This window comes from Tetragenococcus halophilus subsp. halophilus DSM 20339, from assembly GCF_003841405.1.
GTDB lineage: Bacteria > Bacillota > Bacilli > Lactobacillales > Enterococcaceae > Tetragenococcus > Tetragenococcus halophilus.
The window spans coordinates 75526-91292 of record NZ_PXYA01000002.1 but is presented as its reverse complement, the minus strand read 5'-3'; the positions used below and the strand labels follow the sequence as shown (position 1 = coordinate 91292).

15 protein-coding genes and 2 pseudogenes are annotated in these 15767 nt (G+C 38.1%); 9 read left to right on the top strand and 8 right to left on the bottom strand.

Annotated elements, in window-relative coordinates; translation table 11 throughout:
* Window positions 1-128: 128 nt before the first annotated feature.
* The 4 genes and pseudogenes from C7K42_RS06050 to C7K42_RS06035 all read right to left on the bottom strand — a co-directional run bounded on the left by C7K42_RS06050 (window position 129) and on the right by C7K42_RS06035 (window position 4339).
* Entirely contained in the window at window positions 129-1547 is a 1419-nt protein-coding gene (locus tag C7K42_RS06050) for an ISLre2-like element ISTeha1 family transposase (RefSeq protein ID WP_124175406.1), read from the bottom strand.
* A gap of 102 nt (window positions 1548-1649) precedes the next feature.
* A pseudogene (locus C7K42_RS06045) lies at window positions 1650-2159 on the bottom strand (UPF0236 family transposase-like protein); the annotation flags it as partial.
* A 361-nt stretch (window positions 2160-2520) separates the two neighbouring features.
* Window positions 2521-2595 carry a putative holin-like toxin gene (locus tag C7K42_RS13480; protein ID WP_081497518.1) on the bottom strand — a complete coding sequence of 25 codons (75 nt, stop codon included), beginning with the start codon at window positions 2593-2595 and terminating at the stop codon, window positions 2521-2523.
* Between the two features lie 415 nt (window positions 2596-3010).
* On the bottom strand, window positions 3011-4339 hold the full coding sequence (locus C7K42_RS06035) for an ISL3 family transposase (protein WP_012345024.1): 1329 nt from the start codon (window positions 4337-4339) through the stop codon (window positions 3011-3013).
* Between the two features lie 326 nt (window positions 4340-4665).
* Between C7K42_RS06035 and mazE the strand changes: the two genes are divergently transcribed.
* The 3 genes from mazE (at window position 4666) to C7K42_RS06020 (ending at window position 5819) form a co-directional block, all read left to right on the top strand.
* Window positions 4666-4902 (top strand): type II toxin-antitoxin system PemI/MazE family antitoxin, encoded by a 237-nt coding sequence (gene mazE, locus C7K42_RS06030; RefSeq protein ID WP_041591760.1) that lies wholly within the window; start codon window positions 4666-4668, stop codon window positions 4900-4902.
* Entirely contained in the window at window positions 4895-5230 is a 336-nt protein-coding gene (locus C7K42_RS06025) for a type II toxin-antitoxin system PemK/MazF family toxin (protein ID WP_014123850.1), read from the top strand. The genes mazE and C7K42_RS06025 overlap by 8 nt, the downstream gene beginning before the upstream one ends.
* A 274-nt stretch (window positions 5231-5504) precedes the next feature.
* Window positions 5505-5819 (top strand): hypothetical protein, encoded by a 315-nt coding sequence (locus C7K42_RS06020; protein WP_174706066.1) that lies wholly within the window; start codon window positions 5505-5507, stop codon window positions 5817-5819.
* Window positions 5820-5983: 164 nt separating this feature from the next.
* Here the strand turns inward: C7K42_RS06020 and C7K42_RS06015 are convergent, their stop codons facing one another.
* The gene (locus tag C7K42_RS06015) at window positions 5984-6364 is read right to left on the bottom strand and encodes a hotdog fold thioesterase (RefSeq protein WP_211331505.1); all 381 of its coding nucleotides are present in this window, start codon (window positions 6362-6364) and stop codon (window positions 5984-5986) included.
* A gap of 380 nt (window positions 6365-6744) precedes the next feature.
* On the opposite strand from C7K42_RS06015, the pseudogene menB reads away from it, so the two are divergent.
* The 6 genes and pseudogenes from menB (at window position 6745) to C7K42_RS05990 (ending at window position 12569) form a co-directional block, all read left to right on the top strand.
* Window positions 6745-7564, top strand: a pseudogene (gene menB / locus C7K42_RS06010) (1,4-dihydroxy-2-naphthoyl-CoA synthase).
* A 92-nt stretch (window positions 7565-7656) separates the two neighbouring features.
* Window positions 7657-8091: an AMP-binding protein gene (locus C7K42_RS13300; RefSeq protein ID WP_211331502.1), complete on the top strand. Its 435-nt coding sequence runs from the start codon at window positions 7657-7659 to the stop codon at window positions 8089-8091.
* Complete coding sequence (locus tag C7K42_RS06005) at window positions 7977-9107, top strand: o-succinylbenzoate--CoA ligase (RefSeq protein WP_211331507.1); 1131 nt, start codon at window positions 7977-7979, stop codon at window positions 9105-9107. Before C7K42_RS13300 ends, C7K42_RS06005 begins: the two co-directional genes overlap by 115 nt.
* Window positions 9108-9313: 206 nt before the next feature.
* Complete coding sequence (locus C7K42_RS06000) at window positions 9314-10036, top strand: polyphosphate polymerase domain-containing protein (RefSeq protein WP_103099719.1); 723 nt, start codon at window positions 9314-9316, stop codon at window positions 10034-10036.
* On the top strand, window positions 10026-10700 hold the full coding sequence (locus C7K42_RS05995) for a DUF4956 domain-containing protein (RefSeq protein ID WP_103099718.1): 675 nt from the start codon (window positions 10026-10028) through the stop codon (window positions 10698-10700). The genes C7K42_RS06000 and C7K42_RS05995 overlap by 11 nt, the downstream gene beginning before the upstream one ends.
* Before the next feature lie 18 nt (window positions 10701-10718).
* Window positions 10719-12569, top strand: a complete 1851-nt coding sequence (locus tag C7K42_RS05990; RefSeq protein WP_103099717.1) for a carbohydrate-binding domain-containing protein — start codon at window positions 10719-10721, stop codon at window positions 12567-12569.
* Window positions 12570-12777: 208 nt separating this feature from the next.
* Here the strand turns inward: C7K42_RS05990 and C7K42_RS05985 are convergent, their stop codons facing one another.
* The 3 genes from C7K42_RS05985 to C7K42_RS05975 all read right to left on the bottom strand — a co-directional run bounded on the left by C7K42_RS05985 (window position 12778) and on the right by C7K42_RS05975 (window position 15572).
* Window positions 12778-13641: a glycine betaine ABC transporter substrate-binding protein gene (locus C7K42_RS05985; RefSeq protein WP_103083685.1), complete on the bottom strand. Its 864-nt coding sequence runs from the start codon at window positions 13639-13641 to the stop codon at window positions 12778-12780.
* A gap of 49 nt (window positions 13642-13690) precedes the next feature.
* Window positions 13691-14251: a choline uptake/conversion transcriptional regulator CudC gene (cudC, locus tag C7K42_RS05980; protein ID WP_014123854.1), complete on the bottom strand. Its 561-nt coding sequence runs from the start codon at window positions 14249-14251 to the stop codon at window positions 13691-13693.
* A 214-nt stretch (window positions 14252-14465) separates the two neighbouring features.
* The gene (locus C7K42_RS05975) at window positions 14466-15572 is read right to left on the bottom strand and encodes an IS4-like element ISTeha5 family transposase (RefSeq protein ID WP_061841478.1); all 1107 of its coding nucleotides are present in this window, start codon (window positions 15570-15572) and stop codon (window positions 14466-14468) included.
* Window positions 15573-15767 lie beyond the last annotated feature (195 nt).

Genomic DNA, 15767 nt, shown 5'->3' with positions numbered 1-15767 from the left:
ATCACCCGTATGTGTCAAGTTTATTGAGGTTGAATAAAAAAACCGTCTTTGGGGCAGACACAAAGTTATCTTTCAACCTCACTTTCGTTCGGTTTGCCCTCATCATCTCTAACAAAAACAAGTTTTTATTAGAGATAACTCGGGGTCATTAGTAATTGATTTAATCCTTTGGCGAATTGGCCTAAAGGCGCACTTTTCGCTTTTCCTTCGCCAATCTGTCCTTTAAATGCACCTTCATGGGCTTGGAAACGAGGCTTTTTCTGTACCCAACGTTTCATAGCGTGCCAACGTTTTTCCTGGACAACCACATCATTCGGAAGGGCTTCGTATTGGTTCAACCAACCTTCCAATTCTTGGTTTCTTAAACTATCAATGACACGAATCATGGCTTGGGCCCCAGTTGTTGTCCACAAACGACCTTGGCGCTTCATGCGATAGGTGATTTTCCGATGGGTACTTTCGATCGTGCCAATACAAGCTTTAGGGTCCCTGATTCCTCGTGCTTTCAATGATTTTAAATAAGGCCAACTTCTTTGAAGGTAGTGATGCAGTAAACGTAAATGTTCTAACGCTTCGGCCTCCTTTTCTTCAATCAAGCTTTCCGAAGTATCTAAAACAAGCTGGACTGCTTGCCAATTATAATGTTCAATCGCTCGTATCATTCGATGTTGGAGCTGGGGAACAAAAGCCATTCGTTCCTTGATTTTCCGGTGGACATGGTATCGATCACGGAAGTGTTCATGACGCAAACAACCTAAAGCCAGTTCATCAAACACTGCTTTTTCATAACCCGAACCGCCGTCACTATTGGAAATGACCACGGTATGACGTAAATCATAATAGGCTTGAAGATAGGCCATCATTTCTTTATATGCTTTTTGCCGATTCAGATGACTCACAAAGTGCGGGGCGATCATTTCCGAACGGTTGCCTACTTTCTGGCTGCCTTCACACACTTGAAAACGGTGAACTTCAAGGGATTGTTTCTTCTGTCCGTTGATCTTTACGCCGTCTCCTTCCAGATATAAATAGGGCACTTTTTTCTTGGTGATCACGCCCTCGTAACGACTTTCATGCGTGCTCCTGTCTTGGATGAATTCTCCCGTTTTAACCACCAATTGTTGCACATTTTGATGACTCATCTGCCAAGAAGTTAAACAGTCGATCGCTTGAGAAACATGACGATAGACCATGTTACTGCCTAATTGAGCCACGTTTCGCAGAACCAGCGAACTATAACGAAGGCCTTTTCGAATCCCTAGAAATTCATCTAAAGGGTAACGAATGTCGTTGGCTTGATTTTTCATTCGCCGACGAACATAGGTCACGGGACCAAACAAGAAGGTGATGGTTCTTTCGCTTTTACGATCGACGCGAAAGCCTTCTTTCTTACATTGCGCACAAATTTCTTCATCAAGCGTTTGAAAAGCTAGTTGGGTAATGGTCGCTATAAGTTTTGTAAAAAAGATCATCATGGCTCTTTCTCTTGCTAAAAAATTCGTTTCCTTCTTCATTACTTCCACTAAATCTGTTACAATAGAATCCATAAGAAACCGCCTTTGTTCATTAGTGCCTGTTAGCCCAATGAATAGAGTAACGGTTTCTTTTTTATTCGTCTAGAGGATACCTCAATAAATTTTACACTTAGCTTTTTTCTTGGTGATCACGCCGTCGTAACGACTTTCATGCGTGCTCCTGTCTTGGATGAATTCTCCCGTTTTAACCACCAATTGTTGCACATTTTGATGACTCATCTGCCAAGAAGTTAAACAGACGATCGCTTGAGAAACATGACGATAGACCATGTTACTGCCTAATTGAGCCGCGTTTCGAAGAACCAGCGAACTATAACGAAGACCTTTTCGAATCCCTAGAAATTCATCTAAGGGGTAACGAATGTCATTGGCTTGATTTTTCATTCGTCGACGAACATAGGTCACGGGACCAAACAAGAAGGTGATGGTTCTTTCGCTTTTACGATCGACGCGAAAGCCTTCTTTCTTACATTGCGCACAAATTTCTTCATCAAGCGTTTGAAAAGCTAGTTGGGTAATGGTCGCTATAAGTTGTGTAAAAAAGATCATCATGGTTCTTTCTCTTGCTAAAAAATTCGTTTCCTTCTTCATTACTTCCACTAAATCTGTTACAATAGAATCCATAAGAAACCGCCTTTGTTCATTAGTGCCTGTCACAGCCCAATGAATAGAGTAACGGTTTCTTTTTTATTCGTCTAGAGGATACCTCAATAAATTTTACACTTAGTTAAGTTTGGGGGTAGAAAAAAGTTAAGGGAATTTGATAATTTGAAAGAGAAATTTTCAAAAATTCCTTGAAAGTAATAGCTTTTACAAAAGGGTAGGTACAGCTGACTAAAAATTGAAAAATTCATTAGAATTATGCTATAATACAAATGGAAAGAGAGATTGTTTCAACAACCCCTCTTAACAGCACCGTTTAAGACGGTGACAGGTATTAATTATTTAATGAAAAATAATCGTCGCTCCTGCTAAAGTTTGACGGTTATTTTTTTGTCTTTTTTACGGCGTCTAGGATGCCAAAGATTAGCGTAGCGGTAAAAGAACCGAACGCAATCATTAGCCCTAGCGCTTCCGCAACAGACAAAGGGCCTCTCCTTTCTTTAAGATTTTAGCACTTACTTGCATAAGCACCACCTTTCAAAAAAGATAGCCACCGTCTTAAACTTTACTGTCGCCTATATTATAACACGGTTTATAGAATTTTATAAGAACAAAAATGACAAGCATGTTTATATTTTCGAATAGTATGCTATAATGAAGTTGAGAAACGAGAAAATGTTTGTTGCAAGACAGTACAAAGGCCAGCTCCTATTCATCATAGGGCTGGTTTTTTTGATATTATAGTGTTTTTGTTTGAGAAGAACGCTTAAATATATCGTTATAGTGTGATTATTTAGGCTCTTTGTCAAATAGTGTTGTTTAAGCAAAACCTTTATAAAAAGAAGGACTTCGGTTCTTCTTTTTTTGTTATTTTATAAGATCTCAAGAAGCCCTTGTTGAATAAGCACTCGCTTACGTAGATGATTAAAAGAACGAAAGCCAAAGGCAATCCGTTGAATTACTTTAATCAAGTTGTTTTTCCCTTCAAGTTTGCCGTTGGAATACGGTTGAGTAAAAGATAAGGTAATTTCTTTACGGTACTTTTGGAGGTGACGTAAGGATTTTTTAAAGGGTTCTTCTAATAAAGGCGACAGTTGATCAATGATAGCGAAAAATGGTTGCGCTTTGCCGTTTTCAAAAGCGTCAAGCAGATCTTGATAAACATCATAAGAAGCCTTAAGCACGGGATCAATGGTTAATAAGTAATCTACAACTTCCGATTCCGTCACATATTTTTGGCGAAAAAGAGGGAACTGTTTCAAATGGTCGTACCCCAAGTTTTTATGCTTTTTTTGGAGCTGTTTCCAGTATTTTTTTAATTTGCGATAATCCTTCATTTGTTGGGCGCTCTTTTTGTCCAGCTGGTTCATCGACCGAATCCGCTGCTGGTTAAAAGCTCGAGAAATCTGTTGGATAATGTGGAAATGATCCACAAGAATCTTGGCCTTCGGAAATACTTGAGGGATCATTTTTCCATAAGCCGAATTCATATCCATAACCACATGTTGGACTCTTTTCCGCGCTTGTTGAGTAAATCGTTGAAAGTAAGCAATCAGTTTGAAATTGCGGCGATCGTCCAAGATATCGATAATTTTTCCTGTCTGAGCGTCACTGAAGATAAAACACATGGCTCCTTCACAGTCCTTCGTGCCTTTGAATTCATCGATTAACAAATGTTTCGGTAAATGGTTGGGATTGAATTTAAGTCCTTGATAGAAGGTATCCAATACGCGTTCCACGGTTTTAAATGAGACCCCATAGCGTAAAGCAATATCTTTCATCGATAGTTTTTTCTTCAAGTCTATCGCAATGGCAAACTTCAAGGCTTGCGAAATATAACAGTCTTTGGCGATATAATAGGTCCTGGCACTAAAAGTATGATGACAGGATTTACAATAAAATCGTTGCTTAAATAAGCGTAAAACGCTGGGCACTTCCTGATAAGGAATTAATTGAATATCCGAAGCCTTTGGCGAATGTTTAATAAGAAGATTCTCTTCATTTATGAGGCCACAACATTCGCAAGCTTTCGGGGTGTAGGTAAGGACACCGTAAAAGACATTCGTCATTCGATGATGAATGGGTTCTTTTTGAACTGCTTGAGCGGAAAAAAAGATGTGAGGGTCCTTAATATTGAGTAAGTTTTTAAGGCCTACATCTAGATTTTGATCTTTAATTTTGATATCTTTGTATTGAAGCATTTGTTTTCTCCTTTTATTTTGGTGTCCAACTTAATTATAAAGGAAACAAATGCTTTTTTGTTATATAAAAAATTAGTGTTATTACTAATTTTTTTAGTAACAACACTAAATATTATAGACCCATTATTTATACTATATGATAACAGGAGAAAGTTTTTATTGTTTATTTTCTTTTGACGAAAGATCTATATTACCTTAAATATAGGAAAAAGAATAATGTAACAGAATTTAGCGCTTCATGCTAGGAAATGGGTGAACTCACAAGTTTGGTCACGCTTGATTATTTTGGTGTTACCATGTATAATCAAATTAGAGAGGTGATTTCTATGCTAAAGACAAAAACAAGGGCACAAGGTAGATCTATCGTGGTTACTTTACCAGCTGAGGATGGGGCAACAGTTTTTCCTGGGAAAGAATATCTTGTTTCATACGGAAATGATGGAACTATTGTTTTGATACCTAAAATTGAAGATCCGTTTGCTAATGTTACAGAAGGAGCTTTTTACGAATCGGATGTATGGGAAGATATGCCAGCAGTTGGTAAAGAGGTGCTGGATGACTAATCACTATACACCAGAAAAAGGAGACATAGTGTGGATCGACTTTGATCCTTCAACTGGAATGGAAATTCAAAAGCGACGGCCAGCTCTGGTAATTTCGCGCGGAAATTTTAATACGGCGACAAAATTTGCGGTGGTATGTCCTATTACATCCACTGAAATAGATTTACCAACTAGATATAGTCTTTCAGAAAATTATAAAACAAAAGGACAAATAGTCATCCATCAAATGAAATCTTTAGATTTCAATAAACGCAAAATTGACTTTATTGAGAAAATGAACCCTGTGGACTTGAAGAAAATAGAACAGATCATTGAGTTCATTATTTGATAATTGCAATTAAAATTTTTTATTTTAATTACATGCTATACTTAATATGCGAAATAAGACTAATGTACAGCTGAGCCACCAGAAAAATCACCCTGTTGTCGTAGGGTGATTTTTCTTTTCGCTTTACAAAAGAAGTAGTTAAAACAAAAAATGTTTTATACTGAACATGTTGTGTGTTGCTGTAATATTTTTTGAAGGTAATAAAAGCGAGGGAAAAGTACCCTACCCTTATTAAGACAGATTGATTTTATACTGGATAATGAAAGGAGAAAAAATGATAGATAAAACAATTCCTTATGTTAAATTTCAAATGGAAAGAAACACTTCCAAAAAATTACCAGATAGACAATTACTGGTAGGTTATCAATTTAGCTTTTATACTCCTGGGGATGAAAGAGATTGGCAAGCTATAGAAACTTCTGTGGGAGAGTTTGATAACTTGTCAGAAGCCCAAGGGTATTTCCAAAAGAATTTTGTGCCTTATCCAGACGAATTGGAAAAACGAATGACTTTTGTCACCGATCCATCAGGTAAAAAAGTTGCTACATGTACAGCTTGGTTGGCTTCTTTTCCTCTTATTGCCGTATAATATTCTTTTCTGTGAACCGTTTCTCCAGGGTTCACCATTCGTTGAATACTCAAATTCGTATCTAAATTAATAGTTTCCAACATCTTGACTTTATTCATTAGTTGCTAAGCACAAAATAAAATTTCTTTGAATAAGAACCGTATATTCCTCAGATTGGTGATTTTTCAATCTTGTTTTGCAACGATCCCTAGCGTGCACCTAGAAATACAAATAAGCTGCTCTTTTTCGTCAGTGATATTGATTTGCCAAACCATAGTTCTTCGACCGATATGAAGAGGTGTCGCTTTGGCTGTGACTGTTCCTGAGGCTGTACTTTTGATATGGTTGGCGTTGATTTCTATGCCAAAGATCGTCTCGTGAGTAGAATCAATATTGGCGGAAGCCCCTATACTGGCAGCTGTTTCTGCCAGAGCGGCGCTGGCGCCACCATGTAAATACTGCGCTGGCTGGCGAGTACGATGATCGACAGGCATGGTCATAACAACATTTTCTTTTTCTGCAGAAACGACTTTCATACCAAGTGCTTCCATTAATGTATTTTCCAATCTACTCAACCTCCTGCATGTTAAATGTACTAAAATTAATCACTTTTAGTTTATGGAAAGAAAAGTACCGTGTCAATTTTCTTTGAAATTTCGTTTTTTATTAAAAGATGGGGAGTAAAACACAGGTTTAACCTCTATGTCCGAAGAGATAGGGAACGTTTTTCAAATTCGCTCCCTGAGATTAAAGAGATGGGGAATGAATTTAAAAAAGACTCCCCGTAAAAGTCACTCAAGTTAACATTTAACAAAATTTTGTTTTAAGCGGTTTATCTTGAGAAAATGAAATAAAAGTACTAAATTAGACCCAAGATAACTTTTTAAATAATGAAGGTTATTGTGTTTGTTTGAAATTTTGAAATAAACTGAGGGAGGAATCATGCATGGAAGTTGCTTGGGAAAAAGTAGCGGACTATAAAGAAATTATTTACGAAAAATACAAGGGGGTCGCTAAGATTACGATGAACCGTCCAGAAAAACGGAATGCGTTCACGCCATTAACGGTGAATGAAATGATCGATGCGTTTGCCGATGCTAGAGATGATTCATCGGTGGGTGTGATTATTTTGACAGGCGCAGGCGAAAAAGCTTTTAGTTCTGGTGGCGATCAAACGGTTCGTGGTAACGGCGGTTATGTGGATCAAGACCAAGTGCCACGTTTGAACGTCTTGGACTTACAACGATTGATCCGTAATATCCCTAAACCAGTGATTGCCATGGTCGCAGGCTATGCCATTGGGGGCGGTCATGTATTGCATGTCGTTTGTGATTTGACGATTGCAGCGGACAACGCTATTTTTGGACAGACAGGTCCTAAAGTAGGTAGTTTTGACTCTGGTTATGGTGCTGGTTTATTGGCTGAAATGATCGGTCAAAAACGTGCGCGTGAAATGTGGTATTTATGTCGTCAATACGACGCAAAAGAAGCTTACGATATGGGGCTGGTGAATAAAGTTGTGCCATTGGATCAATTGGAAGCCGAAACCTTGCAGTGGTGCCAAGAAATTTTGGGAAAATCACCAACCGCTTTGCGCTTTTTGAAAGCCTCATTTAACGCGGCTACCGATGGTTTAGCTGGTTTGCAACAAATGGGGGGGGAGTGAAACGCTCTTGTATTATACTACCGATGAAGCTAAAGAAGGACGCGATGCTTTTAAGGAAAAAAGAAAGCCGGATTTTGATCAGTTTCCACGTTTTCCTTAATCAATGTCATAAATATAGCAGCTTTTGTTTCTTATCAAGGGTTGCTATATTTTTGTTGTTTATGTAATTTATCGAGGAAGTGAGTTTTTCATATGAAAGAAGTAATTCCCCACTGGTTAAGCAAACAGGCAGATTTGAAGCCTAACCAGTTAGCGCTTGAATATAATGGGAAAGAAACATTATCTTTTCAGGAACTAGCTCAAGCCAGTCAATCAATGGCCAGGCGCTTAGCCAATCTAGGCGTTGAAAAGGGGAGTCATATTGCTTTATTATCGCAAAATAATGTCAATATGATTATCGCTATTCATGCGTTAAGTTATCTAGGAGCTGTGGCTGTGTTATTAAACACACGCTTAAGTGCCAATGAGTTACAGTTTCAGATAAATGACGCTAAGGTAAATTTGTTAGTGACATCGGTTTTTTTAGTGACAAGACAGAAGGGATCGATGTTCCTCAGAAAAAGTCTTTTTCTGAACTGCAACGGTTACCTGAAAAAGAGGTTCCCCTACAAAATGAATTGGTGTTAAATGATCCTTTTACCATTATTTATACTTCGGGCACTACCGGCTTTCCTAAAGGTGTTGTGCATACCTATGGAAATCATTGGTGGAGTGCGATCGGATCAGCGCTGAATTTAGGGATATCGCCCCAAGATAAGTGGCTAACTGTCCTGCCGTTATTTCATGTGAGCGGTTTGTCTACCCTATTTAAGAGTGTGATCTATGGTATGCCTATTTATTTGATGACTTCCTTTGAACCAGAAAAAGTTCATGAGGCGTTGATGAAAAATCATATTACGATGATTTCTGTGGTGACGGTCATGTTGCAGCGCTTGTTAGAACAGATGGCAACTGAACGCTATCCGGAACAGCTGCGATGCGTTTTATTAGGAGGCGGACCTGCACCCAAACCCGTGCTTGAACAAGCGCGCAAAAAAGAAGTACCGGTTTTTCAATCCTATGGTTTAACTGAAACTTCTTCGCAGATTGTGACTTTAAGCCCCCAAGATGCCCTACGTAAAATAGGTTCGGCGGGTAAGCCTCTGGTTCCAGCACAACTAAAAATCCACGATCCGTCTACCCGAGGTGTCGGAGAAATCTATGTCAAAGGACCGATGGTGACAAAAGGTTATTTCAATAATCCAACAGCGGACCAAAAAGCTTTTCAAACAGATTGGTTAAAAACTGGCGATCTTGGTTATCTTGATGAAGAAGGCTTTTTATATGTGGTGGATCGTCGAAATGATTTGATTATTTCAGGCGGGGAAAACATTTATCCTTCTGAAATCGAAAGCGTGGTCTCCGAACTTACTGGCGTTCAAGAGGTTGGTGTAACAAATAGGTCAGATGATCAATGGGGCGAAGTTCCGGTGGCCTTTATTGTAAAAGATACACAAAATGTTTTAGATGAAGAAATGGTGCAGACCTATTTGAAGAGCCGTTTAGCTTCTTATAAAGTGCCAAAAAAAATTTATTTTGTTGAACAGCTGCCAAGAAATGCCTCTAACAAACTTATGCGCTATAAGTTGAAAGAGTGGCTCTAGTGTTTTTTAGAGAATGATATAACTTTTATAGGCATAGCGACTGACCAAGTTGGTTAGTCGCTTTTTCGTACGCTCGGCTAGATCGGCTTTTTTCAATGACAAAATGAGGAGAAGTAAAAAAGTTGCCCCTTCATTTCTCCTGCTTAAGCTAACTTTAAGGTTAGTTGATTAGACTATGGTCATCAACTAAATGAGGAGGTTCTTTCATGAAACTAAAAAAAATTTTTCAAAGAAAAGAAAATAAATATCTACTGACCCAATCACAATTTCAGTCCTTTTTTGATGACTTACATCAATATATGTCTGTTGATCAATATGGACTGCATACGATTCAATCATTGTATTATGACACTCCGGATTATTACTTTATCCAACGATCCATAAGTAAACCGAAATACAAAGAAAAATTTCGTGTCCGAAGTTATGGCATTGCGCGAGCAGACAGTCTGGTGTTTTTAGAAATTAAAAAGAAAGTCGCTGGAATTGTCTATAAACAGCGCTTGGTATTTACTTATGAGGAATATCTAAATTGGGAAGTCTCTGGTAAATTTTCTGATCAGCTAACAAGTGTTCAAATTGCACGAGAAATTACATGGTTGTTTTATCGGCAACCGACACTCTCGCCTAAAGTATTGATCACCTACGATCGTTTATCGTTATTTATGGCAGATGATAGTGAATTTCGAGTTACCTTTGATCAAAATATTCGCTATTGTACCGAAAATCTGGCCTTAGATAACAAACTTTCAGGGAAATTGGTCGCTCCTGAAGTGGGGGTATTGATGGAAGTCAAAGCTATGGGGGCCTATCCTTTGTGGTTTACGGCCTTGCTAACTAAATATCATATTCAAAAAAGCAGTTTTTTAAAATATGCCCAAACTTACCAGCGTCATTTATTTAAGAGGGAGGAACTATTAAATGTTGTCTAGTTTATTTACTGAAGGAGCCACAGATATCCAATTAAAAGAGCTTCTAATCTGTATTACCGCTTCATTAATTTTGGGCATGTTAGTTGCTTTTATTCATATGTATCGCAATGTTTACACGAAGAATTTTGTCATTACCTTAGCTGTTTTACCAGTCCTTGTTCAATCGGTGATTATGCTGGTAAACGGTAATCTAGGAACTGGGATAGCTGTATTAGGGGCTTTTAGTCTGATTCGTTTCCGTTCAGTGGCTGGCGGTTCTCGCGAGATTACTAGTATTTTTTGGTCAATGGGCGTCGGTTTAGCCACCGGCATGGGCTACGTTTCTTATATCGCTGTTTTTTCTGTTATTGTAGCTACTTTCTTACTAGTAATTTATCGATCGAATTTTGCCGATCAAAATTCAGCAGAACGTGAATTGAAGATAACGATCTCTGAAGACCTAGATTATCCGGAACTATTTAATGATATTTTTGAGGAATTTGCTTACAGTTATCGCCTTGATACTGTAAGGACAACAACTATGGGAAGTTTATACGAGTTGCGTTATATTTTGCTTTTGAAAGATCAGCAACAGGAAAAAAATTTGATCGATTCTATTCGCATCCGTAATGGAAATTTGCCCGTTGTTTTAGGAAAAGTTGCCACTAATCGAGATGAATTATAAATGAGGATGTGAATGTTAATGAAAAAAAGAGTTGTTGCTTCTTTAGTGATCGCACTATTTATTAGTGCTTGCTCTCCTAGCTCCGCTTCTACAGAAAACTCAGCAGATACACAGACACAGACCAGTAAGTCTACATCAGAAGATACGGCCGATATATCAGATACGTTTGGTACCTACGAGAAGGAAGATCTTAACACTGAGTATGATTCGGATAGTTCAACCGTTGAACTATCCGACAATACTGAGGAAGTAGAGGGCGTGTCTGTCGATGGACAAATCGTAACGATCAATCAAGGTGGCACCTATGTTTTATCAGGTGAGCTGACTGATGGCCAAGTGGTTGTCAATGTTAATGAAGATGCAAAAGTACATCTTGTTTTAAATGATGTGACAATTACTAATCAACAAGGCCCGGCTATTTTAGTTGAACAAGCAGAAAAAGTGGTTACTACCTTGGCCAGTGATACAACGAATACTCTGACTGATGGAGATGATTATCAACTAGATGGTGACGAAACGGAACCAGACGCGACCTTTTACAGTAAAGAAGATCTAGTGCTCAATGGAGACGGAGAATTGAAAGTTTCGGGGAATTATAATAACGGTATTCGTAGCAAAGATGATTTGATTTTAGTTTCAGGCGAGTATACGGTTAATGCCAAAAATAATGCCTTAAAAGGGAAAGATTCTGTACAGATTCTTGATGGGAGTTATACGCTTACTACAGAAGAAGGCGATGGTATCCAATCCAATAACTCTGATGAAGAAGATAAGGGGTATATTGCCATAGATGGAGGTACATTTAAGATCACCTCTGGACGAGATGGGGTGCAAGCTGAGACAGTTGTAAATATACAACAAGCAGAAATAACGATTAAAACAGGAGAAAACGAAACTTCTGATGAAGAAAGCTATAAAGGGATCAAAGCAGGAAATAGCCTTTTAATTCAAAACGGTACTTTCAAACTGACTACAGCAGATGACAGTTTGCATAGCGATGGGGATATTGCGATCAAAGACGGTGAATTTACTCTTGATTCTGGAGATGATGGCATCCATGCTGACAATGATCTAACCATTGATGGTGGCACAATCAATGTGACTGACTCTAATGAAGGTTTGGAAGCCAGTGTGATTACGATTAATGATGGAGATATTGCCGTAGTTGCAAGTGATGATGGGTTAAACACCAGCGACGGTAGCAGTAGCGACACTGAGGAAACAGGAGGACAAGAAGGGGCCCCTGGTGAAGAGCAGGCAGATGATAGTCTATTACTTGCTATCAATGGAGGAACTCTCCATGTAGACGCGCAAGGCGATGGCTTAGATAGTAATGGAAATATCGAAATGACAGGAGGAACGGTGACAGTTGATGGACCGACAGAAGATAACAACGGCGCACTTGATTACGAAGGAGATTTCGAAGTTTCTGGTGGAACGTTAATCGCAGCAGGAAGTAGTGGTATGGCGATGAATGTTTCTGATTCTTCTTCCCAAGCTTCGTTAGGGGTTTACTTTAGTGAGACCCAATCTGCCGGAACCATTGTTAGTTTGCAAGATAGTGATGGTAATGTTATTGCTACTTACAAACCAAGTAAAGACTTTGACCATATTGTCATCTCTTCGTCTGAGTTAGAAGTAGATGAAAGTTATACTTTGGTCAGTGGAACAGATGCCAAAGGAACGGAGCAAAATGGTTACTACCAAGATGAGGAAATTGTTGATGGCACAGAATTGGGAACACTGACCTTGTCTGATACGGTGACCAACCTTTCTGAAACAGGAGAAACAGTTTCAGTAGATAGTATGATGGGAGGTCCTGGCGGCGCTCCTAATGGCGAGGCTGGCGATGGTGAACCTCCTCAATAAATTTAGCAATTAAAAGAAAAATGAGCGGAAAATTCGATATTTATCGAATCTTCTGCTCATTTTTTGTATATGAAAGTGCCCTATAGACTGGCTTAATAAACGAGAAAATAGGTAAATTTATTCAATAAAATGAATAAGCCTTTGTTTGCTTAAGTTGTCGTTATTCTTTTTCCCATACTTTAAACAAGACCATATTTGACAGATAGGCTTATTTTTCCAGCCATTCATCAACGAGTTCTTGGTTTTCATCAATCCACTTTTCAGCGCCTTCAGACGGTTCTTCATCTTCCTCTTCAGCTTCACTGACATAACTCATTAATTCACCAATTTGATCATCATCCATTTTCCAATTTTTCATCCACTGATCTATTTCTGGATAATCTTCATCAAAACCTTGGCGTGTGGCATGATGAATTTTTTCAGCTTCGCCAAAGGCATTTTGAGGGTCGTCTAGATATTTTAAGTCCAATTCAGAAAACACACGATGTGGGTTCCATAAGGGTACCACAATATCCTCTTCATTATCGATTGACTTTTCTAATTCAGTCAGCATAGCAGGTTCAGAGCTTGCGGTGAGTTCATAGTCTAATCCATATTCTTCTATTACATCTTCTACGACTAACATGGTTCCTGCGCCAGCGTCAAAACCAGTGATTTTCTGATCTAAATCTTCTTTATGGTCATTTAAATCTTCGATACTATTTATATCTTCCATATAACTTGGTACAACCAGTCCAACCTTTGCATTATCATACCAAGTCTCTTCTGAAAAATTAACAGTGTCTTCATACTGTGTTTTATATTCCGCATCTTGAACTGGCAACCAAATTTCAGGACTGATATCTAGTTCATCATTTTCAAGTGAGGACATTTGTGTGGCAATATCTAATAAGTGGAAGTTCACTTCATAGCCTTCTTCTTCTAAAAGAATTTTCCACATATTTGTCACTGCGATATTTTCTTCCCAGCTAATTTGCCCCATCTCAATAGTTCCTTTGTTATCATCTGCAGCGTCTTCATTTGTTGTACCTTCACTACATGCACTTAGTACTAAAATAGAAATTGTTGTCATGATAAAAATGAGTGTTTTTTGCTTTGGAAACTTAATAATATCTCTCCTTTTAATTTTTTTCTGAGGTGTCTTTTGGCAAAAACTCAAAAATTTCTTCGGATTGAATACTGTGGACTAATTTTTCCAACCAATGATAATAAATTTTGGACTGGTTTAGTAATTCATAATGATCCCTCGCTTCTTCTTGTAAACTATCAGAAACATCCTCGTCATGAATAATTTCACAAAGTGCTTTTTCAGCATGGTGGATGGCTTTCATATTTGTTTTTACTTCCCGTTCCCACATCTGACAGAAATAGGACATAAAAGAATGAAAGAAATTTTTTTCTGCAGTATAAGTATGTTTTCTTGAACCACGTTGAAATTTCTTTTTTACCATTCCAATTTCTTGAAGATGTCGAACGTTTGTACTCATACTAGGTTTACTCATTCCTAGCTTTTCCCGCATTTCATCTAAGTTCATTTGATCTTCAAAATACATTGTCGCGTATATTTTTCCAGCTGCTGGCGTTACGCCATATAAATCCATTGTTTCGGAGATAGCCTGTGTCACTTGATCTTCTGCATCTTCTAATTGTGCTTTTGCCTTCTCATCGTGGGAGTTGGTCAATATAAAGTCCTCCTATAATTCTGCGTCCACTTTGTTAAAATTATTCTTAATTACCTTCACTAGTGGTGCATTAATATGATCAGAATATTCAGATTTTAACTTTTTTCTAAAAAATGACAAAAAAATCAAATGCTTGCGCAAAGGATGACTTTTCCAGAAAAAAATTTTCATTATTTATCTGAATACTATTGCAACAACGACAAATGCTATTTCGTCACGTAGGAACGAGCAACACCCATAATTCTTCAAAAGGTTGAAAAAGCAAGTGTTTCAATAGACGCTTGATTTGAAAAGGAGATTTCTTACTTCCTGTCTCCACTTTGAGTAAATACGTCAGTAGACTGGCAATCATGGCGAGAATGATTTGATTGCTTACCCCTTTTTCACTGTGGGAAAATAGCTTTTTTATCGTCATATGTTGCTTGATGTGCTTAAAAAATAGTTCAATTTGCCAACGAGCTTTGTACATGTCGGCCACTTCTTGGGCGGTCACATCAAAACGGTTAGTGACAAAACGTAATTGTTTTCCCTTTTCATCCTGAATCGTCACTAAGCGAAACGGGGAGGTTAAATAAACCTGCGTACCTAACACCACCATTTGGTCACGCAAAATGTTTTTACTCTGAGAAGGTTCATAAGTTTCTCTGACATGGATTTTGGTGTTTTTCTTCACTCTTGTGACGAAAAAATAGCCATCGGCTTCCATTTCATCCAGTCGCTCGTAATCAATATAACCACGGTCAAAGATATAGGTCGCTTCCGGTTGATTGACAAAAACTTCTAAGTGATTGTCATCATGTTCAACCGCATTCGTGACTTCAAACTGATCCGGATACAAGTGTTCTTTATCCATAAAACAAAGTTTTAAGTGAAGCTTGATCCCCGCTTTGGTTGAGCGAAAGTCCGCCCAAGGATATCGAGTGGTATTTAACGGAAAGGTAGAAGAATCCACGAGATAGAGCGCATTTCGTTTAGTCACCGGTGTTTTTGACCGTGCTTTTTCCAGTAACTGTGCGAAAATCGCCCACAAAATTTCGTCATCCATCTGGGCGAGCTCACGGGAAAGCTGCGAATGGCTGATGGCATCTAACGCCATGGTCTGTTGTAGATCAGGGGAAACAAATGCCGTATCCATTTCACGTAAACTTTCACACTCATGATCGATGCCATAGAGAAACACCTTCAAAAAGTGTTCAAAAGCAAATTTTTTATGATACTTGTCGGCTTGAGAAATTTTCTCACGAATAGAAAAAGGTAATTTTTTGAAATTTATGTTCGAAAACCATTTATTAAAAGCTGAAATTGTTTTATACTTATCCATATTAAGTTCCTTTGTATTGGTCTTGGATAAGTCATCCAAGCTCAGTATAAAGGATTTTTTTATGAATGAAAATAGTGTGAAACATAAAGAGCTAATTTAAAATGTTTCATGCACCACTAGTGAATTACCTTAATGTTAATAATAAGGAAATAAATGAATTTGTCAAATGGCTATTGATGAATGTATGTGTCAAGT